Origin of the sequence: Arthrobacter globiformis, assembly GCF_030818015.1 — a bacterium.
Taxonomy (GTDB): domain Bacteria; phylum Actinomycetota; class Actinomycetes; order Actinomycetales; family Micrococcaceae; genus Arthrobacter; species Arthrobacter globiformis_C.
Genome location: NZ_JAUSZX010000001.1, coordinates 3,231,993 through 3,258,780 on the forward strand (window position 1 = coordinate 3,231,993; position 26,788 = coordinate 3,258,780).

26 protein-coding genes and 1 tRNA gene are annotated in these 26,788 nt (G+C 65.6%); 11 read left to right on the forward strand and 16 right to left on the reverse strand.

What is annotated here, in order from left to right; genetic code table 11:
* Positions 1-19 precede the first annotated feature (19 nt).
* Both QFZ23_RS15135 and QFZ23_RS15140 read right to left on the reverse strand, forming a co-directional pair.
* Positions 20-757 carry a zinc ribbon domain-containing protein gene (locus QFZ23_RS15135; protein WP_306924125.1) on the reverse strand — a complete coding sequence of 246 codons (738 nt, stop codon included), beginning with the start codon at positions 755-757 and terminating at the stop codon, positions 20-22.
* Positions 758-819: 62 nt separating this feature from the next.
* Complete coding sequence (locus tag QFZ23_RS15140; protein ID WP_306926873.1) at positions 820-1,728, reverse strand: Nif3-like dinuclear metal center hexameric protein; 909 nt, start codon at positions 1,726-1,728, stop codon at positions 820-822.
* 101 nt (positions 1,729-1,829) lie between these two features.
* On the opposite strand from QFZ23_RS15140, the gene msrA reads away from it, so the two are divergent.
* The 3 genes from msrA to epsC all read left to right on the forward strand — a co-directional run bounded on the left by msrA (position 1,830) and on the right by epsC (position 3,983).
* Entirely contained in the window at positions 1,830-2,354 is a 525-nt protein-coding gene (msrA, locus tag QFZ23_RS15145; protein ID WP_306926875.1) for a peptide-methionine (S)-S-oxide reductase MsrA, read from the forward strand.
* 67 nt (positions 2,355-2,421) lie between these two features.
* Entirely contained in the window at positions 2,422-3,357 is a 936-nt protein-coding gene (gene cysK, locus QFZ23_RS15150; RefSeq protein WP_306924127.1) for a cysteine synthase A, read from the forward strand.
* A gap of 41 nt (positions 3,358-3,398) precedes the next feature.
* A complete protein-coding gene (epsC, locus tag QFZ23_RS15155) occupies positions 3,399-3,983 on the forward strand; it encodes a serine O-acetyltransferase EpsC (RefSeq protein WP_306924128.1) in 585 nt (194 codons plus the stop codon).
* Here epsC and QFZ23_RS15160 read toward each other — a convergent pair.
* Complete coding sequence (locus tag QFZ23_RS15160) at positions 3,980-4,813, reverse strand: oxidoreductase (protein WP_306924130.1); 834 nt, start codon at positions 4,811-4,813, stop codon at positions 3,980-3,982. The genes epsC and QFZ23_RS15160 overlap by 4 nt on opposite strands.
* 135 nt (positions 4,814-4,948) lie before the next feature.
* Positions 4,949-6,385, reverse strand: coding sequence for an NADP-dependent phosphogluconate dehydrogenase (gene gndA / locus QFZ23_RS15165; protein ID WP_306924132.1), 1,437 nt, complete (start codon positions 6,383-6,385; stop codon positions 4,949-4,951).
* Between the two features lie 242 nt (positions 6,386-6,627).
* Between gndA and QFZ23_RS15170 the strand changes: the two genes are divergently transcribed.
* Complete coding sequence (locus QFZ23_RS15170) at positions 6,628-7,368, forward strand: FadR/GntR family transcriptional regulator (RefSeq protein ID WP_306924133.1); 741 nt, start codon at positions 6,628-6,630, stop codon at positions 7,366-7,368.
* Here QFZ23_RS15170 and QFZ23_RS15175 read toward each other — a convergent pair.
* From QFZ23_RS15175 to QFZ23_RS15185, 3 genes are read right to left on the reverse strand one after another with little or no spacing between them, the layout of a single operon-like run.
* Positions 7,365-8,447: an L-idonate 5-dehydrogenase gene (locus QFZ23_RS15175; RefSeq protein ID WP_306924134.1), complete on the reverse strand. Its 1,083-nt coding sequence runs from the start codon at positions 8,445-8,447 to the stop codon at positions 7,365-7,367. The genes QFZ23_RS15170 and QFZ23_RS15175 overlap by 4 nt on opposite strands.
* Entirely contained in the window at positions 8,447-9,217 is a 771-nt protein-coding gene (locus QFZ23_RS15180; protein WP_306924136.1) for an SDR family oxidoreductase, read from the reverse strand. Before QFZ23_RS15180 ends, QFZ23_RS15175 begins: the two co-directional genes overlap by 1 nt.
* A complete protein-coding gene (locus QFZ23_RS15185) occupies positions 9,214-10,143 on the reverse strand; it encodes an NAD(P)-dependent oxidoreductase (RefSeq protein WP_306924138.1) in 930 nt (309 codons plus the stop codon). The genes QFZ23_RS15180 and QFZ23_RS15185 overlap by 4 nt, the downstream gene beginning before the upstream one ends.
* A gap of 76 nt (positions 10,144-10,219) precedes the next feature.
* On the opposite strand from QFZ23_RS15185, the gene QFZ23_RS15190 reads away from it, so the two are divergent.
* Positions 10,220-11,284, forward strand: a complete 1,065-nt coding sequence (locus tag QFZ23_RS15190; protein WP_306924140.1) for a D-2-hydroxyacid dehydrogenase — start codon at positions 10,220-10,222, stop codon at positions 11,282-11,284.
* Between the two features lie 210 nt (positions 11,285-11,494).
* Here QFZ23_RS15190 and QFZ23_RS15195 read toward each other — a convergent pair whose 3' ends face one another.
* From QFZ23_RS15195 to QFZ23_RS15225, 7 genes are all read right to left on the reverse strand, one after another.
* On the reverse strand, positions 11,495-12,844 hold the full coding sequence (locus QFZ23_RS15195) for an MFS transporter (protein WP_306924142.1): 1,350 nt from the start codon (positions 12,842-12,844) through the stop codon (positions 11,495-11,497).
* Positions 12,845-12,973: 129 nt separating this feature from the next.
* The gene (locus QFZ23_RS15200) at positions 12,974-13,771 is read right to left on the reverse strand and encodes an IclR family transcriptional regulator (RefSeq protein WP_306924143.1); all 798 of its coding nucleotides are present in this window, start codon (positions 13,769-13,771) and stop codon (positions 12,974-12,976) included.
* A 340-nt stretch (positions 13,772-14,111) separates the two neighbouring features.
* Positions 14,112-14,432 carry a hypothetical protein gene (locus tag QFZ23_RS15205; RefSeq protein ID WP_306924145.1) on the reverse strand — a complete coding sequence of 107 codons (321 nt, stop codon included), beginning with the start codon at positions 14,430-14,432 and terminating at the stop codon, positions 14,112-14,114.
* A gap of 147 nt (positions 14,433-14,579) precedes the next feature.
* Positions 14,580-14,652: transfer RNA gene (locus tag QFZ23_RS15210), tRNA-Val, on the reverse strand.
* 72 nt (positions 14,653-14,724) lie between these two features.
* Positions 14,725-15,663, reverse strand: a complete 939-nt coding sequence (locus tag QFZ23_RS15215; RefSeq protein ID WP_306924147.1) for an NAD-dependent protein deacetylase — start codon at positions 15,661-15,663, stop codon at positions 14,725-14,727.
* A gap of 16 nt (positions 15,664-15,679) precedes the next feature.
* Complete coding sequence (locus QFZ23_RS15220; RefSeq protein WP_306924148.1) at positions 15,680-16,183, reverse strand: peroxiredoxin; 504 nt, start codon at positions 16,181-16,183, stop codon at positions 15,680-15,682.
* Positions 16,180-16,599: a DUF3052 domain-containing protein gene (locus tag QFZ23_RS15225; RefSeq protein ID WP_190602328.1), complete on the reverse strand. Its 420-nt coding sequence runs from the start codon at positions 16,597-16,599 to the stop codon at positions 16,180-16,182. The genes QFZ23_RS15220 and QFZ23_RS15225 overlap by 4 nt, the downstream gene beginning before the upstream one ends.
* Before the next feature lie 368 nt (positions 16,600-16,967).
* Here QFZ23_RS15225 and aceE point away from each other — a divergent pair, with 368 nt between their 5' ends.
* The 6 genes from aceE to QFZ23_RS15255 all read left to right on the forward strand — a co-directional run bounded on the left by aceE (position 16,968) and on the right by QFZ23_RS15255 (position 24,978).
* Positions 16,968-19,709 carry a pyruvate dehydrogenase (acetyl-transferring), homodimeric type gene (gene aceE / locus QFZ23_RS15230; protein ID WP_306924151.1) on the forward strand — a complete coding sequence of 914 codons (2,742 nt, stop codon included), beginning with the start codon at positions 16,968-16,970 and terminating at the stop codon, positions 19,707-19,709.
* 183 nt (positions 19,710-19,892) lie between these two features.
* Entirely contained in the window at positions 19,893-21,137 is a 1,245-nt protein-coding gene (locus tag QFZ23_RS15235; protein ID WP_306924153.1) for a PucR family transcriptional regulator, read from the forward strand.
* Between the two features lie 88 nt (positions 21,138-21,225).
* The gene (locus tag QFZ23_RS15240; protein WP_306924154.1) at positions 21,226-22,155 is read left to right on the forward strand and encodes an ACP S-malonyltransferase; all 930 of its coding nucleotides are present in this window, start codon (positions 21,226-21,228) and stop codon (positions 22,153-22,155) included.
* On the forward strand, positions 22,152-23,213 hold the full coding sequence (locus QFZ23_RS15245) for a beta-ketoacyl-ACP synthase III (RefSeq protein ID WP_306924156.1): 1,062 nt from the start codon (positions 22,152-22,154) through the stop codon (positions 23,211-23,213). Before QFZ23_RS15240 ends, QFZ23_RS15245 begins: the two co-directional genes overlap by 4 nt.
* Positions 23,214-23,294: 81 nt before the next feature.
* Entirely contained in the window at positions 23,295-23,540 is a 246-nt protein-coding gene (locus QFZ23_RS15250) for an acyl carrier protein (protein WP_003806076.1), read from the forward strand.
* Between the two features lie 202 nt (positions 23,541-23,742).
* Entirely contained in the window at positions 23,743-24,978 is a 1,236-nt protein-coding gene (locus tag QFZ23_RS15255) for a beta-ketoacyl-[acyl-carrier-protein] synthase family protein (protein WP_306924159.1), read from the forward strand.
* 114 nt (positions 24,979-25,092) lie between these two features.
* Here QFZ23_RS15255 and QFZ23_RS15260 read toward each other — a convergent pair whose 3' ends face one another.
* Together QFZ23_RS15260 and QFZ23_RS15265 are read right to left on the reverse strand one after the other, a co-directional pair.
* Positions 25,093-25,596, reverse strand: a complete 504-nt coding sequence (locus tag QFZ23_RS15260; RefSeq protein WP_003806074.1) for a DUF3145 domain-containing protein — start codon at positions 25,594-25,596, stop codon at positions 25,093-25,095.
* 253 nt (positions 25,597-25,849) lie between these two features.
* On the reverse strand, positions 25,850-26,776 hold the full coding sequence (locus QFZ23_RS15265) for a tyrosine recombinase XerC (RefSeq protein ID WP_306924161.1): 927 nt from the start codon (positions 26,774-26,776) through the stop codon (positions 25,850-25,852).
* Positions 26,777-26,788 lie beyond the last annotated feature (12 nt).

Here is a 26,788-nt window from a genome sequence, read left to right on the forward strand (position 1 = left end):
TACCGCCGCTGTATCTGCGTCAGACCCATTCCGCGGAGCGCACCAGGATGCAGCCGGAGTCCGGGCAGAATACGATGTCGTCCTCGGGGGCGGCCTTGATCTCGGCCAGGTCGCCGGGGCTCAGCTTCATGCCCGACCCTTCCGACGTTCCGTGGAAGAGCCGTGCCGCGCCCACGCCGCGCCGGGCCAGCGTCTTCTCGTAAACCGCAAGCATTCCGGCGTCCAGCCCTGCGGCGAAACCCGTCCGCCTGCTGGCCACCTCGCTCTCCTCCGCGGCAACCTCGGCGAGGCCGGCGTCCAGCTCTGCCCGGATCACGCCGAACGAACCCTGGATGTCGTCCACGATGCTCTGCTGGGCCGCCTGCCGTTCGCGCAGGACATCCAGCCGCTCCAGGATCTCCAGTTCGACGTCCTCCAGGTCTGAACGGCGCTTGTTGAGCGAGGCGATGTCCTTCTGCAGTGCAACGAGATCCTTGGAGAGACCGGTGCCGCTGTTGAGCCTGGCCTCGTCCCGTTCGATCCGGGTTGCCACCTGCTCCACATCTGCCTCGGCCCGCTTCAGTTCGGCTTCGGCGTCGTGGACGGCGAGTTTCGCGGCGCCCAGTTCCGCGTTGGCAACGCTAAGGGCGGCTTCGAGATCCGTGATCCGGGGATCGGCTTCAAGGCTGCGGCGGCGGTTGGACAGTGACTTCAGCCGTGCATCCAGGCCCTGGAGCTCGAGCAACTTCAATTGTTCCGCCGGTGCTGCCTTGGCCACGTTTTACCTCCGCTTGATCCACCCGGCCCTTGGCCGGCACCCCTGTGGGGGTTTTCTAGACTCTAGTCGCCGCCGGGAGTCAGTATGAAGTCCCACGGGTCGCTGTTGGTGGTGCTGACCTTGATTTCGACGTCGAGGCCCTGGTCTGCGAGCACATTGCCCAGCGCCTCGGCGGCGGCGGGGAGCCACAGCCATTCGCTGGCGAAGTGCGAGACATCGATAAGGTAGGGGCGGCCGTTCACGGCCGCCTCCCTGGCTTCAGAGGCCGGGTGGTGGCGCAGGTCGGCGGTGATGTACAGGTCCGCGTTGCTGGCCCTGACCTCGTTGAAGAGGGAATCACCGGCCCCGCCGCACACGGCAACCCGGTGCACCAGCCCGTCCTTGTCCCCGGACACGCGCACGCCGCCGGCCACCGAGGGGAGGATGCCGAAAACCCGCGCGGCGAAATCGCCCAGCGTCATTGACTCGTTGAGGTCCCCTACGCGCCCGATGCCTTCCTCCGGAAGACCGTCGGCTGCCGGAGTCAGTGGCGATACGTTCTCCAGGCCCAGGGCGTCGGCAAGGACGTCGGAAACGCCGCCCACCGCTGAGTCTCCGTTGGTGTGGACCGTCAGCAGTGCCGTGCCGGACTCGATCAGACGGTGGACCGCCCGGCCCTTGGGCGTGTTGGCGGCAACCGAGGTGACACCCTTGAGCAGCAGCGGGTGATGGGTGATGAGCAGTTCCGCGCCCCATTCGATGGCCTCGTCAATGACCTCAAGCGTGGGATCCACGGCGAACATGACGCGCGTGACTTCAGCTGACGGATGGCCGGCCACGAGCCCCACCTCGTCCCATGCCTCTGCAAGCGACTCCGGCCAGAGCTCCTCCACGGCCAGCATGAGCTGCCCCAGCGTTGCAGCGGCGGGTGACTCGGCGGCGTCGGGAACTTCTTCCGGTCCCGCTGCAACGTCACTGTTCACAGGTTCCATACTCATATTTTTACCCTATAGTCGGCTCTGGCCTCCGACCGGCATATGACCCTAGGGTGGGCTGGGGGAATCATCCGCGCGTGCGAACCATTGAAGAGGACATGAAAACTTTTGTGCTTGGCGGGGGTTGCTTCTGGTGCCTGGACGCCGTCTACCAGAAAACAAAGGGCGTCACGTCGGTGGTTTCGGGGTACACCGGCGGCCACGACCGCGACCCGGACTACTACTCCGTCTGCTCCGGCACCACTGGGCACGCGGAGGTGGTTGCTGTGACATTCGATGAGGATGTCATCCCGGCCGAGGTCATCCTGGACATGTTCTTCGTCCTGCACGACCCCACCACGCTCAACCGCCAGGGGTACGACGTCGGCACGCAGTATCGCTCGTCAATGTTCTATGAGACCACCGAGGAGAAGATCCTCTTCGAGGAGGCGATCGAACGGAACCAGGCGCTGTGGTCCCGGCCGATTGTGACAGAGGTCAGCCGGCTCCCTGTGTTCTATCCGGCGGAGAACATTCACCAGAACTACTACGCCAAGTTCCCGGAGCAGGGGTATTGCCAGGTCATTATTAACCCGAAGCTGGCCAAGGCGCGGAAATATTACTCTGCATGGCTTAATGCTTAGCAGGGGCGCTGACCCCATCGTTAGGCTGACCAAAGTATTCCCTCCTGAGAGATAGGCGCAAGTACACATGGCACGGATCTACGACGATGTAACACAGCTGGTGGGCGGCACCCCGCTGGTCAAGCTCAACCGCCTCACGGAAGGCCTGGGCGCCACTGTTGCGGTCAAGCTTGAGTTCTACAACCCGGCCAACAGCGTCAAGGACCGTATCGGCGTCGCCATCATCGACGCCGCAGAGCAATCCGGCGCGCTGAAGCCCGGCGGAACCATCGTCGAAGGCACCTCCGGCAACACCGGCATCGCCCTGGCCATGGTGGGCGCAGCCCGCGGCTACAAGGTCATCCTGACCATGCCGGAAACCATGTCCACCGAACGCCGCGTCATGCTCCGCGCCTTCGGTGCCGAGATTGTGCTGACCCCGGGTTCCGAAGGCATGCGCGGTGCCGTGGAAAAGGCCCAGGAAATCGTGGCCAACACCGAGAACTCCATCTGGGCCCAGCAGTTCGCCAACGAAGCCAACCCGGAAATCCACCGCAAGACCACCGCCGAGGAGGTCTGGGCCGACACCGACGGCAAGGTTGACATCTTTGTCTCCGGCATCGGCACCGGCGGCACCATCACGGGTGTCGGCCAGGTTCTGAAGGAGCGCAACCCCGACATCCAGATCGTTGCCGTGGAACCCAAGGACTCCCCCATCCTCAACGGGGGCGCACCCGGCCCGCACAAGATCCAGGGCCTCGGCGCCAACTTCATCCCGGAACTCCTGGACACCAACGTCTACGACGAGGTCCTGGACGCCACCCTGGAGGACTCCGTAGCCGTCGCCCGCGAGCTCGGCGTCAAGGAAGGCATCCTGGGCGGCATCTCCTCCGGCGCCATCGTTTGGGGCGCCCTCGAACTGGCCAAGCGCCCAGAGAACGCGGGCAAGCTGATCGTGGCGGTCGTCTGCGACTTCGGTGAGCGTTACATCTCCACCGTGCTCTATGACGACATCCGCGGCTAGGCCTTAGCCAGCTGCTTTCCGTTTCCTGTAGAAAGATCTTTGTGGGTTTCTTCGCAAGACTTAAGGAAGACCTCGACGCCGCCCGGTCCCACGACCCGGCGGCTCGAGGTTCTTTCGAGAACTTTTTCGCGTACTCAGGGCTGCACGCCATCTGGGCGCACCGCCTGACGCACAAGCTGTGGCAGAACCCGTCCACGCGGTTCCCGGCCCGGCTGATCTCGCAACTCACACGATTCCTGACCGGCATCGAGATCCATCCCGGTGCCACCATCGGACGCCGCTTTTTCATCGACCACGGCATGGGTGTTGTCATCGGCGAAACGGCCGAGATCGGCGAGGACGTCATGATTTACCATGGCGTCACGCTCGGCGGCCGTTCCCTCGCCAAGGTCAAGCGCCACCCCACCATCGGGGACCGCGTGACGATCGGCGCCGGGGCGAAAATCCTGGGTCCGATCGTCATCGGCAATGACAGCGCCGTGGGGGCGAACGCCGTCGTGGTCAAGGATGCGCCACCAGAGTCCATCGTCACGGGTATCCCGGCGAGCTGGCGGCACCGCGACGCCCAGCGGGAGACCAAGCCAGCCGTGGACCCGGCTGAGTATTACATCGAATACCGGATCTAGCGGCCCAGCCGCTGGTAAATGGCCCAGAAAACCACGTCGAACATCCGGTCCGGCAGGAGTCGGCGCAGCGTCACGATGGCGCGGGCGCCCCTGCCGGCCGGATAGCGGGTCTTCGGCCGGTCTGACGTCGCGGCGTGGACGATGGCATCTGCGATGACGTCCGGCTGCGTTGACATGCCGGATCCTGAGGTGGAAGCCAGCGCCGCGGCCACGACTTTGGCCTGCTCCCGGTACGGGCCATGGCCGGAGGTTGCCAGCAAGCCCTCGCCGGAGATGCCGCCCCACTCGGTGTGCGTTCCGGCCGGTTCGATAATGGACACCTTGATGCCGTGGGGCTTGAGCTCCAGGCGCAGCGAGTCGCTGAGTCCCTCCACGGCGAACTTCGTGGCGTGGTACCAGGCGCCCAGGGGCTCATACATCTTGCCTCCAATGGAGGACACGTTGATGATCCTCCCGCGGGCCGCTGCACGCATGGCGGGAAGCACCAGCTGGGTCATGCGTGCCAGGCCAAACACGTTGACTTCGAACTGCCTGCGGCCCTCGGCCAGCTCCACTTCCTCCAGGGAACCGTAGGAGCCGTAGCCGGCGTTGTTCACCAGGACATCGATCCGCCCGTGGGCTTTCAGAATGGTGCCCACGGCCGCTTCCATGGATGCCTCATTCGTGACATCCAGTCCCAGCACATTCACCCCGAATGCCTTCAGCGGCTCCATCTTGTCCACCCGCCGCGCCCCGGCATACACCGTGAACCCGCGCTGGCTGAGCTTTTTGGCGGACTCGAACCCGATGCCGGCGGACGCACCGGTGACAAACGCGACTGGCTGGGACATGCGCGGCACTCCTTGGGACGGGAAGCAAAGAAATCGCAACGCCGGTAGACGGCAACGGCCGGCGCTTCCCAGAGTATCCGGGAGGCGCCGGCGCTTAATGTCACCGGTGGTGTGAGTGCCGGTGTCGCGTTGAAGCTAGTGGGTATCCACTGCCTCAACCTCAGACTTGTCCTCGCCCCAGAGGGTGTGGAACGTGCCCTCGGCGTCGATCCGGCCGTAGGTGTGGGCACCGAACAGGTCGCGCTGACCCTGGATCAGGGCAGCAGCGACGCGCTCGCGGCGCAGGCCGTCGTAGTAGGCCAGCGACGAGGAAAACACGGGCACCGGGATGCCGAGCTGGACAGCGGTCGCAACGACGCGGCGCCAGGCGGGAAGGGCCTCAGCGATGGCCTTGGTGAAGGCCGGGGCAAACAGCAGGTTGGCCGGCTTCTCGTCGGCAGCGTACGCCTTGGTGATGTCCTTGAGCAGTTCGGCGCGGATGATGCAGCCCGCACGCCAGAGGGAGGCGATCTCATCCAGCTTCAGGTCCCAGCCGTATTCCCTGGCGGCCGAGGTCAGCATGTCCAGACCCTGGGCGTAGGAGACCAGCTTGGAGGCGTAGAGTGCCTGGCGGACGTCCTCGACGAAGGTTTCCGGAACCTCGACGGCGACTTCCTCGCCGGCCAGCAGTTCCTGGCCGAGCTTGCGCTGCTCGGACTGGGAGGACAGGGCCCGGGCAAACACGGACTCGGCGATGCCGGAGACCGGTGAACCCAGCTCGAGGGCGGAGATGACCGTCCAGCGGCCGGTGCCCTTCTGGCCGGCGGCGTCCACGACGACATCGACGAACGGCTTGCCGGTCTTGGCGTCCACGTGGCCTAGGACCTCGGCAGAGATTTCGATCAGGAACGAGGACAGCTCGCCCTTGTTCCAGTCGGTGAAGATCTTGGACTGCTCAGCGGGCTCGATGCCGGCGCCGGAACGAAGGAGATCGAAGGCTTCGCCGATGACCTGCATGTCGGCGTACTCGATGCCGTTGTGGACCATCTTGACGAAGTGGCCGGCACCGTCGGTGCCGACCCAGGCGCAGCACGGTTCGCCGTCGACCTTTGCGGAGATCTTCTCCAGCAGCGGGCCGAGGGCCTTGTACGATTCCTTGGAGCCGCCGGGCATGATGGAGGGGCCGTTGAGGGCGCCTTCCTCACCGCCGGAAACGCCGACGCCCACAAAGTGGAGGTCCTTCTTGGCCAGCGCGGCTTCGCGGCGGCGAGTGTCCTCGTAGTGCGAGTTGCCGGCGTCGATGATGATGTCGCCGGCCTCCAGCAGCGGTTCCAGCTGCTCGATCACGGAGTCCACCGGCTTGCCGGCCTTGACCATGATCAGGACGCGGCGCGGCTTTTCGAGGGAGTTAACCAGTTCTTCAAGGGATTCGGTCCGGACGAAGTCACCCTCGTGGCCGTGCTTTTCGAGCAGGGCGTCGGTCTTTCCGACCGACCGGTTGTGCAGGGCAACCGTGAAGCCGTTGCGGGCAAGGTTGCGGGCCAGGTTGGCGCCCATCACCGCGAGGCCGGTGACACCGATGTGTGCTGACATCAAAACTCCAATTCAGTGTGTGCAACGTATGTGCAGTGGGTCCCGCATGCGCTGCGGGACGCGCTTTAGAAAAGCAGGCTGTGAATAAAGCATATATATTCGCGGTCAAGGGCGAAAGCGGGTGTCCACTCCTTGGAAGCTAACCGCGTCATCAAAAGTCTATGACGCGCCCCTCCGGCGGCGTCCAGACTCCCCCCGTGGGCGGGGCAACAAAGCCTTCCGGCCCGATTATGCTTACCACTATGTCAACCAGCCTCCATCACCGTGCCGTCGAGCACCTGGGTACCAGAATCGTCGACGGCAGCCTCCCGCCAGGACACGTGATGCTGGCTGAGCAGCTGGAGGAAGAACTGCAGGTATCCCGGTCCGTGATTCGGGAAGCCGTCCGCGTGCTGCAGTCCCTGGGCTTGGTGGAGACCACTAAGCGCGTGGGCATCAAGGTCCTGCCGGCGCACCGCTGGAACCCGTTCGATCCGCTCGTGATCCGGTGGCGCCTGGCCGGGGAAGGGCGCGGCGCCCAGCTGCGTTCCCTCGCTGAGCTGCGTTCCGCCGTCGAGCCCGTGGCTGCCGAACTCGCGGCGGTCAACGCACCGCAGGAACTCCGGCAGGAGCTGCTCGACGTGGCCCTGGCCATGCGCGACGCCGGCAAGGCCGGCGACGTCCCCCGCTTCCTGGAGCTGGACATCCAGTTCCACTCCCTCCTGCTCAGTGGCTCCGGCAACGAGATGTTCGCCAACCTCGTGGGCCAGGTGGCTGAGACCCTGACCGGCCGTACCGTGCACGGGCTGATGCCCGACCGCCCACGGGATCTCACGCTGCAGTGGCACCTGGACGTGGCAGAAGCCATCTTCGGAGGCCATGCATCAGAGGCCCGCGAGGCGTCGAGCAGGATCATGCGCCGCACCATCGCGGAAATGGAACCGGTGTGGGTGGAGCAGCCGAGGGTGTTCGTTCCGCTGCAGCCGCGCCAGCACTCGGCCTAATTTCCTGTTCCTCCGAAGTTGAGGAGGACTTTGCCGGATTGGGCGGAGTTGCGGGCGATGTCGAACGCGTTGAGGGCGTCGGTGACGGGGTAGTCGTGGGTGATGACCGGGCCGATGGTCAGGGTGCCGTCGGCCAGGGCGGCGATGACCTCGTCGATTTCGTCGTTGAACCGGAACGAGCCTTTGAGGTCCAGTTCCCGGGTGATGGCCAGCGAGATCAGGACCGGCTGCGGGCCGGTGGGCAGCAGCCCGACCATGACCACGGTCCCGCCCCGGGCCGCGCCCTGGATCGCGGAGGCCAGGCCGTGGTGGTTCCCGGAGGACTCGATCACGACGTCGGCCTGGACCGCGGCGATCGCCTCCGCGTCGGTGGCGTGCAGGACCTCGTCCGCGCCCACCGCCGCGGCGATCTCCAACGGCCTGGCGTGCATGTCCACCGCGACGATCCGGGCCGCGCCGGCGCGTTTGAGGACCGCGACCGCCAACGCCCCGATCGGCCCGGACCCGATCACCAGGGCGGTTTTACCGGCCACGTCACCGGCCCGGGACACCGCATGCCAGGCCACCGACGCCGGTTCGATCAGCGCCGCCGTCCGCAGGTCCAGGCTGTCCGGCAAGGTCCGGAGCATCCGGACCGGCAGGTTCACGTACCGGCTGAACGCCCCGTCCGTGTGCGGATACCTCGCCGCGGAACCCAGGTACGTGCAGCGCGGGGACAGGTTCGGCCGCTCCGCCGGATACCGCGGCGCATCAGGCCCCTCACCCGGTCCCGGGGTGGCCGGATGCACCGCCACCGGCGTCCCCGCCACCGGGCCGGTCCCGTCCCCCGCCGCCCGGACCACCCGCCCGGAAATCTCGTGCCCCAGCACCAACGGCGCCCTCAGGATCGACTCGCCCGCCGCACCGTGCAGCCAGTAATGCAGGTCCGACCCGCAAATCCCCCCATACAGCACCTCGACCACCGCCTCATCCGGCGCCGGCGCCTTCAGCGGGACCTCCTCGATCCGCAAGTCCCCCTTCGCGTGCGCCACGACCGCCGGCCCCGACACCGGCAAACCAGCCTCCCTTGTGTGTGTCATCAGACCACCACCGTCATTCCGCCGTCGATAAAGATCGTCTGCCCGTTCACGAAATCAGACCCGGCGGAGGCCAGCCACACCGCCGGACCGGCCAGGTCCTGCACCGTGCCCCACCGCGCCGCCGGGGTCCGGCCCAGGATCCAGGCATTAAACTGCTCATCATCGACCAGGTTCTGCGTCATCTCGGTATTGATATATCCCGGCGCGATCCCGTTGATCTGCAACCCCGACCCCGCCCACTCAGCCGTCATCGCCCGGGTCAGGTTCCGCAGCCCGCCCTTCGCCGCGACATACGGCGCGATCGTGGGGCGGGCCAGGTCCGTCTGCACCGAACAGATGTTAATGATCTTCCCGTGACCGCGCGGAATCATGTAACGGGCCGCCTCCCGGCCCACCAGGAACGCGCTGGTCAGATCCGTGGAAATCACCCGCTCCCAATCCTTCACATCCAACTCCAGCATCGGCACCCGGTGCTGGATCCCGGCATTATTAACCAGGACCTCCAACGGGCCCACATGCTCCTCGACCCAGGCCACACCGGCCGCGGCCGCCGCGTCGTCCGTGACATCAAACGCCACACCGTGCACCCGTCCCGGCGCGTACCCAGCCGCCATCACCGCCTCCGCAGCCTTCAACCGCTCAGCATCCACACCGTTCAGCACCACCGTCGCACCCGCATCAGCCAACGCCCGCGCCAACGCATTACCAATCCCCCGGCTCGAACCAGTCACCAACGCAACCCGCCCGGTCAAATCAAAAAGTGAAGTCATGAAGAGGTCCCTTCTGTGGCGCTCACGGCGCCCGCCCTGCTGAGGTTTGAAATGGTTTGCCGGACAACGGCCAGGTCCTGGTCCCCCAGGCCCTGGCGCTTCAGTTCGGCATAAAGTTCGACGCCGGCCCGCGCCATCGGAACGGCGGCCCCGGCGGCGTCGGCGGACTCCACGACGAAGGACAGGTCCTTGTGCATGAATTTTGCCGGGCCGGTAGGCGTGTAGTCCTTCCGGGCAATCCGCGGGCCCACCTGGTCCAGGACGCGGCTGCCGGCGAGGCCGCCGGACAGGACCTCATAGAGGGCGGCGACATCGACGCCCGACCGTTCGGCGAGCTCGGCCGCTTCGGCGAGCGCCGCCGTCGTTGTTCCGACCACCAGCTGATTGCACGCCTTTGCCAGCGACCCGGCACCGAGCGGTCCCAAGAGCCTCACTGTGGTGCCCATGGCCTCGAAGAGCGGAAGCAGCCGGCGGAAGTCGGCGTCGTGGTCAGCCCCCGCCATGATGGCCAGGGTCCCCTCGATGGCACCCTTCGTCCCGCCGCTGACCGGTGCATCCAGCACCACGGCATTGCCTGAACTGGCCGCCTGGACCCTACGCCCGAAATCCTTGACCCCGGTGGGGGAAACGCTGCTCATAACCACCACCGCGGTGCCGGCCGCCGGCGGTGATGTCCGCCAGCTCGCGAGCAGCCCGGACGCCGCGTCCTCAATGTAGGCAAGGTCCGGCAGCATGAAGACGATCACCGGCTCGTCCCGGAGTAGCTCCACGGTTTCTGCAGAGGATCCGCCGAGCCGGCGTAAATCCTCCAGCGCGGCAGAGGACCTGTTGCACGCCGTTACCGCCCACCCCTTCCGGACCAGATTCGCCGCCATCGGCGCCCCCATCAGGCCCAGGCCCACGAAGCCTGTTCTCTGTACACTCATCCGCAGGGAACCTCACTTCGTTGTGGTCAATGGCCAATCCTTGGAAATCTGTTCAGTATTCTAGCCTCTATTCAGTATGATGAACAGCATGACGACTGAAACCACCGTCGCGATCGCCGTCCCGCTCGAAGCCGAGTTCGTGGAACGCATCCGCGCCGTAGATCCCTCCGTGACCGTTCTTTACGAGCCCGACCTGTTGCCGCCCGAACGGTTCCCAGCAGACCACGCCGGCGACCCCGCCTTCAAACGCACCCCTGAGCAGGAGGAGCGCTACTGGGAGATGCTGGGCAAGGCCGACGTGCTTTACGGCTTTCCGAACGAAAGCCCCGCGGGCCTGGCGCGGATCGCGAAGGATAATCCCCGCCTGCAGTGGATCCACGCCATGGCGGCGGGCGCCGGTGGTGCAGTCAAGGCCTCAGGGCTCGATGCCGGGACCCTGAACAAGTTCAAGGTGACCACGTCCGCAGGGGTGCACGCCCTGCCCCTCGCGGAGTTTGCGGCACTGGGCATCCTCAACGGTTTCAAGCGGACCGCTGAGCTTGCCCAGGACCAGGCCGCCAAGGTGTGGCCGGAGCTGCGGATACCCACCAAGCTGGTCAATGGCTCATCGCTGGTGGTCACGGGGCTCGGGGAGATCGGGCTGGAAACCGCCCGCATCGCCCGCGCACTCGGCATGAAGGTCAGCGGCACAAAGCGTTCCGTGGAGCCGATCGACGGCATCGAGGAAGTGGCGGACAACAACGGACTCGCCGGTCTGCTCGCCTCGGCCGACGCCGTGGTGAACACCCTCCCGGGCACGCCGTACACGGAGAAGCTTTTCAACCGCGAGGTCTTCGCCGCCATGAAACCCGGCACGGTGTTCGTGAATGTGGGCCGCGGAACCGTGGTGGACGAAGACGCGCTGCTCGAGGCCCTGGAAAACGGACAGGTGGCCTACGCCTGCCTTGACGTTTTCGCCGTCGAGCCGCTGCCCCAGAACAGCCCGCTCTGGAGCCACCCGCGCGTCATGGTGTCTCCGCACACCTCGGCCCTGAGCGCGGCGGAGAACCGCCTGATCGCAGAGCGCTTCTGCAGCAACCTCAGGACGTTCCTGGACGGCGGCGAACTCCCCCACCTCGTGGATACGGTCCACTTCTACTAAACCGCCTGCCGCAGGACACCCCTGCAAAGGAATCACCGGAGAGCCGGGCAGCCACATGGTTGCCCGGCTCTCCCCTTTGCACTCTCCCCGGGCGCGAACGCACACTTGCGGCCCCCAACGCCAGGCGCGAACGTACACTTGCGGCCCACCCCGCGTAGGGATGGGCCGCAACTGTACGTTCGCGCTGTGTGTTTTCCGGCTCAGCGGCGTCTAGTGGGCATCCTCGATTGCAACCAGGTCGCGGCCCCTGGTTTCCGGCGTGAAGAAGGTGCTCACGAAGGAGATCAGCGCAAGGACCAGCGAGTAGAGCGCCAGGACCAGCCAGGAGTAGCCGGTGGCAGCGAGCAGTGCCGCTCCCACCAGCGGAACCAGCCCGCCAGCCAGCACGGCGGAGAGTTCGCGCGCCATGGCGACACCCGTGAACCGGTACTGCGATCCAAACAGTTCAGGCAGCAGCGGGCACTGCGGTCCCAGCATGGACTGCACGCCGAGCGCGATGCCAACCACCATGACGACCCACACCAGGGTCACATTGCCCAGGCTCACGAGGTAAAAGGCCGGGAAGGCGATGACAGCCTGGAACAGGGCGCCGTAACGGTAGACCGGCACGCGGCCAAAGCGGTCGGACATCGCACCGAAGGTGACCACCATGACGGCGGCAAAACCGGCGGCGATCAGGAGACCCACCGGACCGATGAACTTGTCGCCCGGGAAAACGCCGGCCGGGGCCGCCAGGAACGCCACCAGCAGCGCCGAATAGATGGAGGAGTTTCCGTTCTCACCCATGCGCAGGCCGATGCCCACGAGAACGTTCTTCTTGGAGTGCTTCCAGAGCTGGCCCACCGGGTTCTTGACGACGTTCTTGTGCTTCTCCAGCTCCTGGAACACCGGGGTTTCCTTGAGCCGCAGCCGGATGAACACCGCAATCGCAATGAGGATCACGCTGGCCAGGAACGGCACACGCCAGAGCCAGCCTTCGAGCACGGCCTTGTTGGCGGTGGCGATGAGGGCGAAGGTGCCGGCGCCCAGAAGGGTGCCCAGTTGGATCCCCACAAACGGAAGTGAGGCAAAGAAACCACGACGGCGGGGCGGGGCCACTTCGGAGATCAGCGTCGTTGCGCCGGCCTGCTCCGCGCCGGCACCGAGGCCCTGGACGATCCGGAGGATGACCAGGAGTACCGCACCGAGCATTCCTGCCTGCTCGAATGTCGGCAGCAGGCCGATGGCGAAGCTTGCGGCGCCCATCAGGCCGATGGTCAGGATCAGCACCATTTTCCGGCCGAACCGGTCTCCGATGTACCCGAAGACGATGCCGCCGAAGGGGCGGGCAGCGAAGCCCACGCCGTATGTGGCGAATGATGCGATCAGCGCACCCTCATCGCCGAGCGGCTTGAAGAACAGCGGCCCGAAGATGAGGGCCGAAGCCAGGCCGTAGATGTAGAAGTCGTAATACTCCAGAGCGGAGCCTACGGAGCTGGCAAGTGTTGCCCTTCGCAGCTGTTCCGGTTCGACGACGGCGCCGTCCGCATCAGCCAGCGGTGAATCAGTACGAGTTGTCACTAGCACTCCCTCAAAGACACGCCAGGCCCCCGTTGGCCTGGTGAGTAGTGACACCACTATTGCGACGGTCACTATGCTGAACAGAGTACAACATGATGAACGACTAGCCAATAGTGCCGGGGTTTCCGACTAGCCCATGGGGTTGCCGAGGGATCTGGCCAGCTCTTTCAGCTCTTTGACCATCTGCGCGCCCTGCTCCTGCGAGTACGTTGCCTTCAGTGCGGTGACGGACAGGCCGAGACTGGGGCCATGCGCTCCGCGGGTTGGTACAGTCACGGCGAGACACACCACACCCGTGGTGGATTCCTCATCTTCAAACGCGTATCCCTGCTTGCGGATCTGCTCCAACTGGGCCTTTAGTTCCGCTCCCGTTCGCAGTGATTTGGGCGTCAGCACGGGAAGCTCCGCATCGTCAGCGAACATCGCGTCGATGTCGTGGTCATGAAGCCTGGCGATCAAGGCCTTGCCTACGGCGCAGAGTGACACCGGCATCTTGTCGCCTATGTTGGAGGTCAGGCGGACCGCCGGGTGGCCCTCGTAGCGCGCCAGATAGATAACGTTGGTGCCATCCAGCATGGCAATGCGCACCGTTTCACCTGACAGCGTGGGCGCCTGCTCACAAAAACGGTAGAACTCCTGGACTTCGTCGAGCCGGCTCAAGTAGGCGGCTCCCAATTCAACCAGCTTCCGCCCCAGCGTGTATTCGGCGCCCTGCCTACTGATGAGCCTGGCCTCCTCGAGGGCCAGCAGAAGGTTGGAAGTTGACGATTTGGGGATTCCAAGGTCCCGGGCGAGGTCACTAAGGGTAAGCCGGCCAGTGGCGGATGCAGCAAGCGACTCCAGTACGGCGGCAGCTCGCGTAACAGCCGGCGCCGGGGAGGCGCTGCCCAGTCCGTCATTGGCTTTGGGGGTACGGGAATCGGCCATGATTCTCCTTTTCGATACGCGCTCAGACAGCGGGGTCGGCAGATTGCATCGCGCTCGAAACACCGGCGACGATGCCAAGGCGTCCAGTCAACTGAACACCTAACATCATACTGGCTGTAGGGCTGCTGCTGAAGGCATGCCAGCATCAGCCGCATGCGCCCGCAGCGCGAAGAGCACCTCGCGGACGGACGCCTCCTTAACAGTTTGTGTTTCCGAAAGTTCACGGTATATTCAATTTCAAGCCTTCCACCGCGGCATCCCCCAATAGTCGCGGTGGAAGGCTTATCCAATTCCCAGGCCCTGTAGTATTCCGGGCCTTTCTGGTTGTTTGGCCTCCTGCTCAGGCCGCATCCGCGATGGCGTTTTCCGCGGCGGCGTTGTCCGCCACAGCGCTCCGCAGTCTCCACCCGCCGCCGAGTCCGTCGCGGACGATCTCCATGGTGGTCAGCGCTGATCCGGCATTTCGCCCCAGCCGGGTTTGCAGCCGCCACACTTCGACGTCGACGCGGCTAAGTCCCAGCGGCATCCGGCGCTGCGCCTCCCACCAGCTGATGCGTTCAAACCAACGCAACGGTTCCGCGCCCACCGTCCATTCCTGCCCGCCGCGGATGACAGCCCCCGGCTGCCCGTCGGCAGCAGTCCTCACAAGTACGTGTTCCATGCCCGCAGGCTATGGCCGGGCACAGACATTCTTCGCAGGAACAGCCGGCCGTCAGAAACGGCAACAGCCGCCCTCAAAAAGCGCAACGGAAACACAAAAACCCCGCCTGACCAAGCTCTTGAGCCTGGTCAAACGGGGTAATTAGGGTGGGTCCTACCGGGATCGAACCGATGACATCCACGGTGTAAACGTGGCGCTCTACCAGCTGAGCTAAAGACCCAAAGAGAGGTTTTTCGCACCGAAGCGCTCGAACCAACGAACATAGACTCTACCCGAACAATGCCCTCAAACGCTAATCGGGTCGGGCCGCGGCGAGCGGGGGCAATTCTTCTGCCAGCCAGGCGAGGGACTCGCTTACTCCGGCTTCCAGCTTGATCGTGGCGAGGTCGTCGCCGCGCGTCTGGCCACGGTTGATGATGACAACCGGTTTGCCTTGCTTGGCCGCATGGCGGACAAACCGCAGCCCACTCATGACGCTAAGCGAGGAACCGGCAACAAGCAGGGCTTCGGCGTCATCCACCATTGCGTACGCGCGCTGCACCCGCTCCTTGGGGACGTTTTCGCCGAAGTACACAAAGTCCGGCTTCAGGACACCGCCGCACGCGGGGCAACGGGCGACCACAAAACTGCGGATCAGTCGCAGGTCCTCCACAGTGGCGTCGGCATCAGGGGCCATCTCGACAAGGCCGGAGTTCATGGCATGGTCCAGAAAGTCCGGATTCAGCTCTTCCAGAACCCTCGCGAGCAGCTGCCGCGAGTACGTGCGCCGGCACTCGAGGCAAATTACCTGGTCGAAGCGTCCGTGAAGGTCCACCACATTAACACTGCCGGCGTCCTCATGGAGGCGGTCCACGTTTTGGGTGATCAGTCCGGTCAGGAGCCCGCGCTGCTCGAGGACGGCGACGGCGGCATGGCCGGCGTTGGGATTGGCCCGCCTTAAGTGGGACCAGCCAATGTGGTTACGCGCCCAGTATCGCTGACGGTTGGCAGCATCGCCGAGAAACTCCTGATAGGTCATGGGTGAGCGTGGAGGCGAATCCGGCCCGCGGTAGTCCGGAATGCCCGAGTCCGTGCTCAGGCCGGCCCCGGTCAGTAGCGCCAGGGGCAGCCCGGCGAGCACGTCCCGGATCCCGCCCAGCACGTCGAGGTCGCTGGCTGCTGACTCGGCGGGCGGGGCGGGAGGCAGACTGGCGAACCCTGTCAGGCCGATGCCGGTCCGCCGCTGATCCATGGGCTGGCCCTGACGCCTAACCCTTGGCCAGTTCTGCCAGGATGCGTCGGTATTCGGCGAGGTCACGGGCCTCGCCCCGCGGATTCACAACCACGTAGCGGACCGTTCCGCCGGCGTCGATGATGAACGTCCCGCGCCGTGCCATTCCGCTTTCCTCGTCGAACACGCCGTACTTCCCGGCTACGGCGCCGTGCGGCCAGAAGTCGGCCAGCAGACTGAAGCCGTAGCCTTCCTGCTCGGCGTACGCCCGGAGGGCAAACTTGCTGTCCACCGAGACCGCCAGCACCTCGGCGTCGGCATGTTCGAAGACTGCGAGGTTGTCCCGGATCTCACACAGCTCGCCTGTGCAGATGCCGGAGAACGCAAAGGGGTAGAAAACCACCACCACGTTGCGTCCGCGGAAGTCGGCAAGCCGGACGGGTTCACCGAACTGATTAACCAGGGTGAAGTCCGGCGCCTGCTGCCCAACCGCGGGCACCCCGGCAAGGTCCGCCGATGCGATGGCGGCCCGTGCGGTCACTTGTTCTTCCTGGTCACCAGGCGCGTGGCGCTCCAGTCCTTGGAAACGCCCGCGGACGTGGTGCAGTGCAGTCCCGCAGTCGGTGCCGCGTCCTGGATGTCGGAGGGCGAAACATATCCGGGACGGCCTGACTTGGGCGTGAGGACCCACACCACCCCGCCCTCGGTGAGCGTCGTCAGCGAGTCGACGAGCGTATCCACGAGGTCGCCGTCGCCGTCCCGCCACCAGAAGATCACGGCGTCCACGACGTCGTGATCATCCTCATCCAGAAGCTCTGACCCCGTCAGATCCTCTATGTCATCACGCAAGTCGAGATCGACGTCGTCGTCGTAACCGAACTCCTGAATCAGATCCCCGTCCTTGAAACCCAATTTTTCCGCCACATTTACCGAAGTGGCGGCGTCGGCCTCGCTCACGTGTTCCTCCTGTGCATGGTGATTTCGATTACTCCAAGCCAACACCCTTTGGGCGTGTGCTTCAAGCTACGTGCGCCGCTGCGCGGCTTATTGTGCGTCACACAACAAGTATGACGGTCAAATAGGGCAGCCGGTTCAAGCGCGGCTACGCATCCGCAGGCCGTCAGAGCTACAGTGACTGTTGACAACTATGCCTAGAGGGGCGACCGCCTCCACCGAATAGGCAGTCATACACACGAGATAGAACCCTGCCCGGCGCACATGACCGGGCTGTTGTAACCGATATGACGCACACGACGCGTTCACGCCGGGCAGCTACCCTGCCGGACCTGAGTGCGCCGGTGAATGCGCGCAAAGAGAGGTTGGACGTGGCTGCAGGAGAAGATACCTCCCATATCCTCAGCGGGTTGACTAACCAGCTGCCTGATCGTGATCCGGAAGAGACCGCCGAGTGGGTTGAGTCCCTGGATGCGCTGATCAGGGAACAGGGCACGGAGCGTGCCCAATACATCATGCGTAGTCTCCTGCAGCGTGCCGGCGCGCAGAGCGTCGGGGTTCCGATGGTGACCACCACGGATTACGTGAACACGATCCCGGTGGACCAGGAAGCGCAGTTCCCGGGGAACGAGGAGTTCGAGCGCCGGTACCGGGCGTACATGCGCTGGAACGCCGCGGTCATGGTGCACCGGGCGCAGCGGCCCGAGATCGGGGTGGGCGGGCACATCTCCACCTACGCCGGCGCGGCGACCCTGTACGAGGTCGGGTTCAACCACTTCTTCCGCGGCAAGGACCACCCCGGCGGCGGGGACCAGGTGTTCTTCCAGGGCCACGCGTCCCCGGGCATGTACGCCCGCGCGTTCATGGAAGGCCGGCTCTCGGAGGAGGACCTGGACGGGTTCCGGCAGGAAAAGTCCAAGGAAGGCCACGCGCTGTCCTCCTACCCGCACCCGCGCCTGATGCCGCACTTCTGGGAATTCCCGACCGTGTCGATGGGCATCGGCCCGATGAACGCGATCTACCAGGCCCAGTCCAACCGCTACCTGCACAACCGCGGCCTGAAAGACACGAGTGAGCAGCAGGTCTGGGCGTTCCTGGGCGACGGGGAAATGGACGAGCCCGAGTCCCGCGGCCTGCTCCAGCTCGCCGCGAACGAGAACCTGGACAACCTGAACTTCGTGATCAACTGCAACCTCCAGCGCCTGGACGGGCCGGTGCGCGGCAACGGCAAGATCATGCAGGAACTCGAGGCGTTCTTCCGCGGCGCGGGCTGGAACGTGATCAAGGTCGTCTGGGGCCGGGAGTGGGATGACCTGCTCACCCGCGACACCGACGGTTCGCTGGTGAAGATCATGAACGAAACCCCGGACGGGGACTACCAGACCTACAAGGCCGAATCCGGCGGGTTCGTCCGCGAACACTTCTTCGGCAAGACCCCGCAGACCAAGGACCTCGTCGCTGACCTCTCCGATGACGAGATCTGGAACCTCAAGCGCGGCGGGCACGACTACCGCAAGGTCTACGCCGCGTACAAGGCCGCGACCGAATTCAAGGGCAAACCCACCGTGATCCTGGCCAAAACGGTCAAGGGCTACGGCCTGGGCCCGCACTTCGAAGGCCGCAACGCCACCCACCAGATGAAAAAACTCACCCTCGACGACCTCAAGAAGTTCCGCGACCACCTGCGGATCCCCGTCACGGATGAGCAGCTGGAGAAGGACCCGTACCGTCCGCCGTACTACCACCCGGGCACGGACGCACCGGAAATCAAGTATCTGCTCGAGCGCCGCGCTGCCCTGGGCGGTTCGGTTCCGGAACGGCGTTCGAAGCACTCGGACATCGAGCTGCCCGAGGCGAAGTCCTACGAGGTGGCCAAGCGTGGTTCGGGCAAGCAGCAGGCCGCCACCACCATGGCGTTCGTCCGCCTGCTCAAGGACCTGATGCGGGATAAGAACTTCGGCAAGCACATCGCGCCGATCATCCCGGATGAGGCGCGCACGTTCGGCATGGACGCGTTCTTCCCGACGGCAAAGATCTACAACCCCAAGGGCCAGAACTACCTGTCCGTGGACCGCGACCTGGTACTGGCCTACAAGGAATCCGCGCAGGGCCAGCTGATCCACCCCGGCATCAACGAAGCCGGCGCCGTGGCAGCCTTCACCGCCGCCGGCACCGCCTACGCCACCCACGGCGTACCCCTGGTCCCGGTCTACGTGTTCTACTCCATGTTCGGCTTCCAGCGCACCGGCGACGCCTTCTGGGCCGCCGCCGACCAGATGACCCGCGGCTTCATCATCGGCGCCACCGCAGGACGGACCACCCTCACCGGCGAAGGCCTCCAGCACGCCGACGGACACTCCCCGCTGCTGGCCTCCACCAACCCCGCCGTGGTCACCTACGACCCCGCCTACGGCTACGAAATGGGCCACATCGTCCGCGACGGCCTCGAACGCATGTACGGGCACGACTCCACCGACCGGAACCTGATGTACTACCTCACGGTCTACAACGAGCCCATCACCCAGCCCGCCGAACCGGAGAACCTCGACGTCGAAGGCGTCCTCAAGGGCATCTACAAGCTCGCCGCCTCCAGCACCGAAGGCCCCAAGAGCCAGATCCTCGCCTCCGGCGTCTCCGTCCCCTGGGCCCTCGAAGCCCAGCGGATCCTCGCCGAAGACTGGGGCGTCTCCGCCGACGTCTGGTCCGTCACGTCCTGGAACGAACTGCGCCGCGACGGCCTCGCCGCCGAGGAAGAAGCCTTCCTCAACCCCGGCCAGGCCGCCCGCGAACCCTTCGTCACCAAGCAGCTTGCCGGTGCACAGGGACCCGTCGTGGCGGTCTCGGACTACATGAAGGCCGTCCCGGACCAGATCCGGCAGTTCATCCCGAACGAGTTCGCCACCCTCGGCGCCGACGGCTTCGGCTTCTCCGACACCCGCGCCGCCGCCCGCCGCTTCTTCAAAAACGACACCCACTCCGTCGTCGTGAAGACCCTGCAGCTGCTCGCAGCCAAGGGTGAGGTTGACGGACAGGCACCGGCGCAGGCGATCGAGAAGTACCGCCTGCTCAACGTGAACGCCGGCACCACGGGCAACGCCGGAGGCGAGTCCTAACTCGGCCGGCTGAGCCCTACTACGAACGACGGCGGTCCCCACCCACGGTGGGGGCCGCCGTCGTCGTTTGCGGTACTTCAGCAGTACTTCGGGAACCGCCGGACGAGCTGTGACGCAGCCCAACCGCAGTTGTAGCCTTTGCACAAAATGGAGCTTGCCCCGCAGGCACCGTATGCTCGAATTATGCCCGAGCCGTCCCCCTCCCCTGCACCGCGCAAACCGCCCTCCCGGACCATGACCCCGGAGAAGACGGAGACCCTGAAAAAGCTCAGGGCCAGCGTCGGTCAGTTGTCCACCACCACCATGCGCCAGTTGGAAAAATCCCTGCCGTGGTACAGCCGGCTCAGTTCGGACGAGCGCTCCGCGCTGGGCCTCGTGGCGCAGAACGGCATCGCGGCCTTCGTCACCTGGTATGAGCGCCCCAGTTCCCCGTCCTGGATCCTGTCCGACGTTTTCGGCACCGCCCCGACGGAACTGACCCGGTCCATCAGCCTGCAAAAGGCGCTCCAGCTCATCCGGATCGTCGTGGAAGTGGTGGAGGACCAGGTTCCGGTCATCGCTCCCGAAGCGGACCAGCCCTCCCTGCGCGAAGCAGTCCTCCGGTACTCGCGGGAAGTGGCCTTTGCCGCCGCCGACGTGTATGCCCGGGCCGCGGAATCCCGGGGATCCTGGGACACGCGGCTCGAAGCCCTGATTGTGGACGCCATCCTGCGCGGCGAAAACACTGACGCGCTACGCTCCAGGATCGCCGCGCTCGGCTGGAAGGCGCAGGAGCGCTTCACCGTGATGGTGGGGAACTCGCCGTCGGAACCCAGCGCCAGCTACGTCAGCGAACTGCGCCGCATGGCTGGCCGGTACGCGGAGGATGCCCTCGTGGGAATCCAAGGCGACCGCCTCATCCTGATCCTGGGCGGCGTTCACGACCGGGAAACCGCGTATGTGAAGCTCAGCGAAATGTTCGCGCCCGGTCCGGTGGTTTACGGCGCGGAAGCCAGCTCCCTGCTGGAGGCCAGCGGCTCGGCGCAGTCTGCCTTCGCCGGCCTCACTGCCGCCCGGGCATGGCCCGCCGCTCCGCGCCCGGTGGCAGCCGACGATCTCCTGCCGGAACGTGTCATCTCCGGGGACGATGCCGCCCGGCGGTCGCTGGTGAAAAACATCTACCGGCCGCTCCTCGCGGCGTCCAACGGGCTGGTGGAAACGCTCGGCACCTACCTGGAGCTGGGGCATTCACTCGAGGCGACAGCGCGGGAACTCTTCGTCCATGCCAACACGGTGCGGTACCGTCTCAAGCGTGTTTGTGATGTGACAGGCTGGGATCCGCTACTCCCCCGCGAGGCTTTCGTGCTCCAGGCAGCCCTGGTGGTGGGGCGGCTTTCCACTCCGCCGAAGCCCGCCGTCGAGCGTGTTGCCGCGCGGAACACGAATTGAACCGTTGTAGACTTCCTACAACCTGACCCCGTGAGCTTGGTGTACGGAAACACCAATGGATCACCCGGTAATTTGGAAAGCTGGATACGTGCTTGCAATCGTCTGCCCTGGACAGGGCTCACAGACCCCCGGTTTCCTCGCCCCTTGGCTGGAACTGCCCTCCGTAGCAGGCCATTTGGCCTCCCTGAGCGAAATTGCAGGCATCGACCTCACTGCGCACGGGACCACCTCTGACGAGGAAACCATTAAGGACACCGCCGTCGCGCAGCCGCTCATTGTCGCGGCCGGGCTGGTAGCCGCCAAGTCGCTGTTCGACGTCGAACTCAGCACTCTGCCGGTCATCCTGGCCGGGCACTCGGTGGGTGAGATCACGGCGTCCGCGCTGGCCGGCGTGCTCACCGAAAAGGAAGCCATGACGTTTGTGCGCGAACGCGCCAACAGCATGGCCGCGGCCGCTGCCGTCACCCCCACCGGCATGAGCGCCGTGGTGGGCGGCGACCCCGCCGAAGTCCTCGCCGCCATCGAGGCCGCCGGCGCAACGCCAGCAAATGTCAACGGCGCGGGCCAGACCGTCGCCGCCGGCACCTTCGAACAGCTCAAGGCACTGGCCGAGAATCCGCCGGCCAAGGCGCGCGTGATTCCGCTGAAGGTCGCCGGGGCATTCCACACCTCACACATGGCTCCCGCTGTGAGCGCCCTCGAGGCGCTCCGCCCGGAACTGCAGCCACAGGCACCTGCCGTGCCGCTGCTGTCCAACTTCGACGGCCAGGAGGTTACAGCGGGCACCGCCGCCGTCGACAGCCTGATCGCACAGGTGTCGCGGCCGGTCCGCTGGGACCTCTGCATGGAGACCCTCGTGAACCGCGGAGTCACCGGCGTCATCGAACTCGCTCCGGCGGGCACCCTGGCCGGACTGGCCAAGCGGGGCATGCCGGGCGTCAAGACCGTTGCTGTCAAAACGCCGGACGACCTGTCCGCGGCCCTTGCACTCTTCGCAGAACTGGAAGGACAGGCATGAGCACGCCGGTACTGAAGCAGACCCCACTCAACGAGCACACCCGGATCCTGGGCCTCGGCGCTTACCGCCCTGACGTCCTGGTCACCAATGAGGACGTGTGCCAGTGGATCGATTCCTCCGACGAGTGGATCCGCCAGCGTACCGGCATCGTCACCCGCCACCGTGCACCCGCAGACGTCAGCGTGATCGACATGGCCGAGGGCGCCGCCCGTGAGGCCATGCAGAAGGCAGGCATCGAGGCATCCCAGCTCGGCGCCGTCATCGTCTCCACGGTGACCCACCCGTACGCCACGCCGTCCGCTGCCGCGAGCCTTGCCGACCGGCTGGGCGCCACGCCGGCCCCGGCCTTTGATATCTCCGCTGCCTGCGCCGGCTACTGCTACGGCATAGCCCAAGGCGACGCGCTGGTCCGTTCGGGGGCCGCCAACTACGTCCTCGTTGTCGGCGCGGAAAAGCTCTCCGACGTCATCGACAACCGCGAACGCACCATCTCGTTCCTGCTGGGCGACGGCGCCGGCGCCGTCGTCATCGGCCCGTCGGACACCCCCGGCATCGCGCCGTCGGTGTGGGGTTCGGACGGCAGCAAGTGGGATGCCATCGGCATGACCCGCTCCATGCTGGACGTCCGCGACCTCGGCCTGGCGGCACGCCGGTCCGACTCCACCGGCGACCTCGCGCTCCTCGAAGAGGCGCAGGAACTCTATCCGACCCTCCGCCAGGACGGCCAGACGGTGTTCCGCTGGGCGGTCTGGGAGATGGCCAAGGTAGCCCAGCAGGCTCTGGACGCCGCCGGTGTCCAGGCCGAGGACCTGGTGGCCTTCATTCCGCACCAGGCCAACATGCGGATCATCGATGAGATGGTCAAGAAGCTGAAGCTGCCCGAGACCGTCACCGTGGCCCGGGACATCGCCGATGCCGGCAACACCTCGGCGGCCTCGATTCCCTTGGCCACGCACCGCCTGCTCCAGGAAAACCCCGCACTGAGCGGCGGACTGGCCCTGCAGATTGGCTTCGGCGCCGGGCTGGTCTTCGGCGCCCAGGTAATTGTCCTTCCGTAGCAATTCCGAGAACCAAGCCGCAACCGCGGTTTGCCCATTTCCGGCATCCTCTGCCGGCAATAACAAGAAAAGGAGCCATCAATGGCTAGCAACGAAGAGATCCTGGCCGGACTGGCTGAAATCGTCAACGAAGAGACCGGCCTGGCCCCCGAGGCCGTCGAGCTGGACAAGTCCTTCACCGAGGACCTGGACATCGACTCCATCTCCATGATGACCATCGTCGTCAACGCCGAAGAGAAGTTCGGCGTCCGCATCCCGGACGAAGAGGTCAAGAACCTCAAGACCGTCGGCGACGCCGTGGACTTCATCTCCAACGCCCAGGCGTAAGTAAAACACCAGCCGTCATCGGCTTCTGCCGCTACAGGCTTCAGCCTTCACGGCTGAACCCGGCTGGCCGGCCCGGACTTTCCGGATCGGCCAGCCGATGCACCACCCCTAATTTTTTTGCAGATTTCCCCCGCACGCCACCCACTCCGGCCTCCGGCCAGCAGCACAGGACACGGCAGGCGCACCGACAGAGAGTGATCCCATGACACGCAAAGTAGTCATTACAGGTCTGGGTGCCACCACGCCCATCGGCGGCGATGTACCCACGATGTGGCAGAACGCGCTGAAGGGGGTTTCCGGAGCCCACACTCTCGAGGATGAGTGGGTAGCCAAGTACGAACTGCCGGTCCACTTCGCCGCCCGGTGCTCCACGCCCGCCCTCGACGTTCTGAGTCGCGTTGAGGCCAAGCGTATGGACCCGTCAACCCAGTTCGGCGTCATCGCCGCACGCGAAGCGTGGGCCGATTCAGGCATCACCGAAATCGACCCAGACCGGCTGGCCGTGGCCTTCGCCACCGGCATCGGCGGCGTCTGGACGCTCCTGGACGCGTGGGACACGCTGAAGGAGAAGGGCCCCCGCCGCGTCCTGCCCATGACGGTTCCGATGCTCATGCCCAACGGCGTGGCCGCCGCCGTCAGCCTGGACCTGGGCGCCCGCGCCGGTGCGCACACTCCCGTTTCCGCCTGCGCGTCCGGTACGGAAGCAATGCACCTCGGACTGGACCTGATCCGCTCAGGCAAGGCCGACGTCGTCATGTGCGGTGGCGCCGAAGCCGCCATCCACCCGATGCCGCTGGCAGCGTTCTCCTCGATGCAGGCCCTCTCCCGGCGCAACGACGATCCCGAGCACGCCTCGCGCCCCTATGACCTTGACCGTGACGGCTTCGTCATGGGCGAAGGCGCCGGCGCGCTGGTGCTGGAAGCGGAGGAGCACGCCCTCGCCCGCGGTGCACGGATCTACGGCGAGCTCGCCGGTACGTCCGTGACCGCCGACGCCTACCACATCACGGCACCGGACCCCCAAGGCCTGGGCGCCACCCGCGCCCTCAAGGCAGCCATGTTCGACGGCCGCATCCAGGCGGAGGACGTCGTCCACGTCAACGCCCACGCAACGTCGACGCCGGTCGGAGACAAGCCGGAGTACACGGCCCTGAAGGCGGCGCTCGGCAACCACGTCGGGAACGTTGCCGTCTCGGCCACCAAGTCGCAGATGGGCCACCTGCTCGGCGCGTCCGGCGCCGTCGAGGCCGTCCTCACCGTCCTGGCAGTCCACGAGCGCAAGGCTCCCCTCACCATCAACCTCGAGAACCAGGATCCGGAGATCCCGCTCGACGTTGTGACCTCGGCCCGCGAACTGCCGGCCGGTGACATCGTCGCGCTCAGCAACTCGTTCGGCTTCGGCGGGCACAACGCCGTCGTCGCCATCCGCAGCGTGTGATGTGGCAACGAATGGCCGAAGAAGCCCCCGCCGGTTGGCGGGGGCTTCTCCGTTGCTATGGGGGATTGCCAAGGCTGGTGTATCAGCCGGGCAGGCGTCAACCGACCTTTCTCGTCAACCGACCTGGTGCAGCCAGCGCACCGGAGCACCTTCGGCGGCGTGCCTGAACGGTTCCAGCTCCTCGTCCCACGCCTCACCGAGGGCAAGCGACAGCTCGTGATAAACGGCTGAGGGATCGCCGGCGCCGGCCTCATAGGCGTAGCGGATGCGGTCCTCTGACACCATGATGTTGCCGTGCACGTCCGTCACGGCATGGAAAATGCCCAGCTCGGGTGTGTGGGACCAGCGTCCGCCGTCCACGCCCTGGCTGGGTTCTTCGGTGACCTCGAAGCGCAGGTGTGCCCAGCCCCGAAGGGCAGACGCAAGCTGCGCACCTGTCCCCTGCGCGCCGGTCCAGGACAGCTCCGAGCGGAACATTCCGGGCGCGGCGGGCTGAGGGGTCCACTCCAGATCCGTTCGCTTGTCCACGACGGATCCGATGGCCCACTCAACGTGAGGGCACAGTGCGGTAGGGGCCGAGTGAATAAACAGCACACCGCGGGTCATTGCAACAGACATTCCATCCTCCATAGCTGTAGGTACGTCTTCCCCAACGACCTGCATGGACAGATATTTGCTGCTCCGGGCACCGCGTGATGCCTGTGATTCCTGCCAATCTATGAAATTACTTGCCGGACTGACAAGAGGCGCCCGAATACTGTGCTTCAAGCACAACTTGAAAGTTGCCGAACTTGGATCTTATTGTGCCGTACGCCGTCTAATTACGCCAGTGCAATTCGGCGTGGTGTAGAAGACGCGCCGAAGAAACGGCCTAGGCGCGCGGATGGGCCTGCTGATAGCTCTTCCGCAGACGGTCCACGGATACGTGGGTATAGATTTGGGTGGTCGCGAGGCTGCTATGACCGAGTATTTCCTGGACCGCTCGAAGGTCTGCGCCGCCGTCGAGCAGATGCGTCGCTGCGGTGTGCCGCAGGGCATGCGGGCCTGTGGCGGAGGTATCGCCGAGCGCGTCGAACAGTCCCTTCACCACGCTGCGGACCTGGCGCTGGTCCACGCGCCGGCCGCGCGCACCGAGGAAGAGAGCCGGTCCGCTGTCCCCGGCAGCAAGCCTTCCCCGTCCGCGGCGCAGCCAGTCGTCGACGGCGAGCGCAGCCGGGAGCCCGTAGGGCACCGTCCGTTCCTTGTTGCCTTTACCGAGTACGCGCAGGGTTCTGCGGTCCGGGTCGAGGTCATCGACGTCCAGAGCCGCCAGCTCGCCGACGCGGACACCGGTGGCGTAAAGCAGCTCAACCATGGCCCGGTCGCGCAGCGCCATGGGATCACCGACTTTGGCCGCCTCGTTGAGATCCGCCAGCAGGCGAGAGAGCTGTTGCTGCTGTAACACGCCCGGCAGGGAACCATCACGCTTGGGGGCCTGCAGGCGCAGGGCCGGATCGGTTTCGATCAGTTCTTCCCGCAGCGCCCAGGAGGTGAAGGTCCGCGCCGTGGCGGCACGGCGGGCAAGCGTGGAACGGGACGCGCCGGCCTCGCTCTGGCTGCCGAGCCAGCGCCGGAGGGTGCCCAGTTCGAGCCCCGCGGGCTCGGTGACTCCTTCACCGGCCGCATAGCCCAGCAGGCTGGAGACGTCGGACAGATATGCGCGCACGGTGTGTTCGGACCGGGCCCGCTCGCCCGTCAGGTATCGTCCGAAACCCGTCACGGCCCGGGCGAGGGCGGCCGGCAGTTCCTGTTTCTCCACTCCCCCACTGTC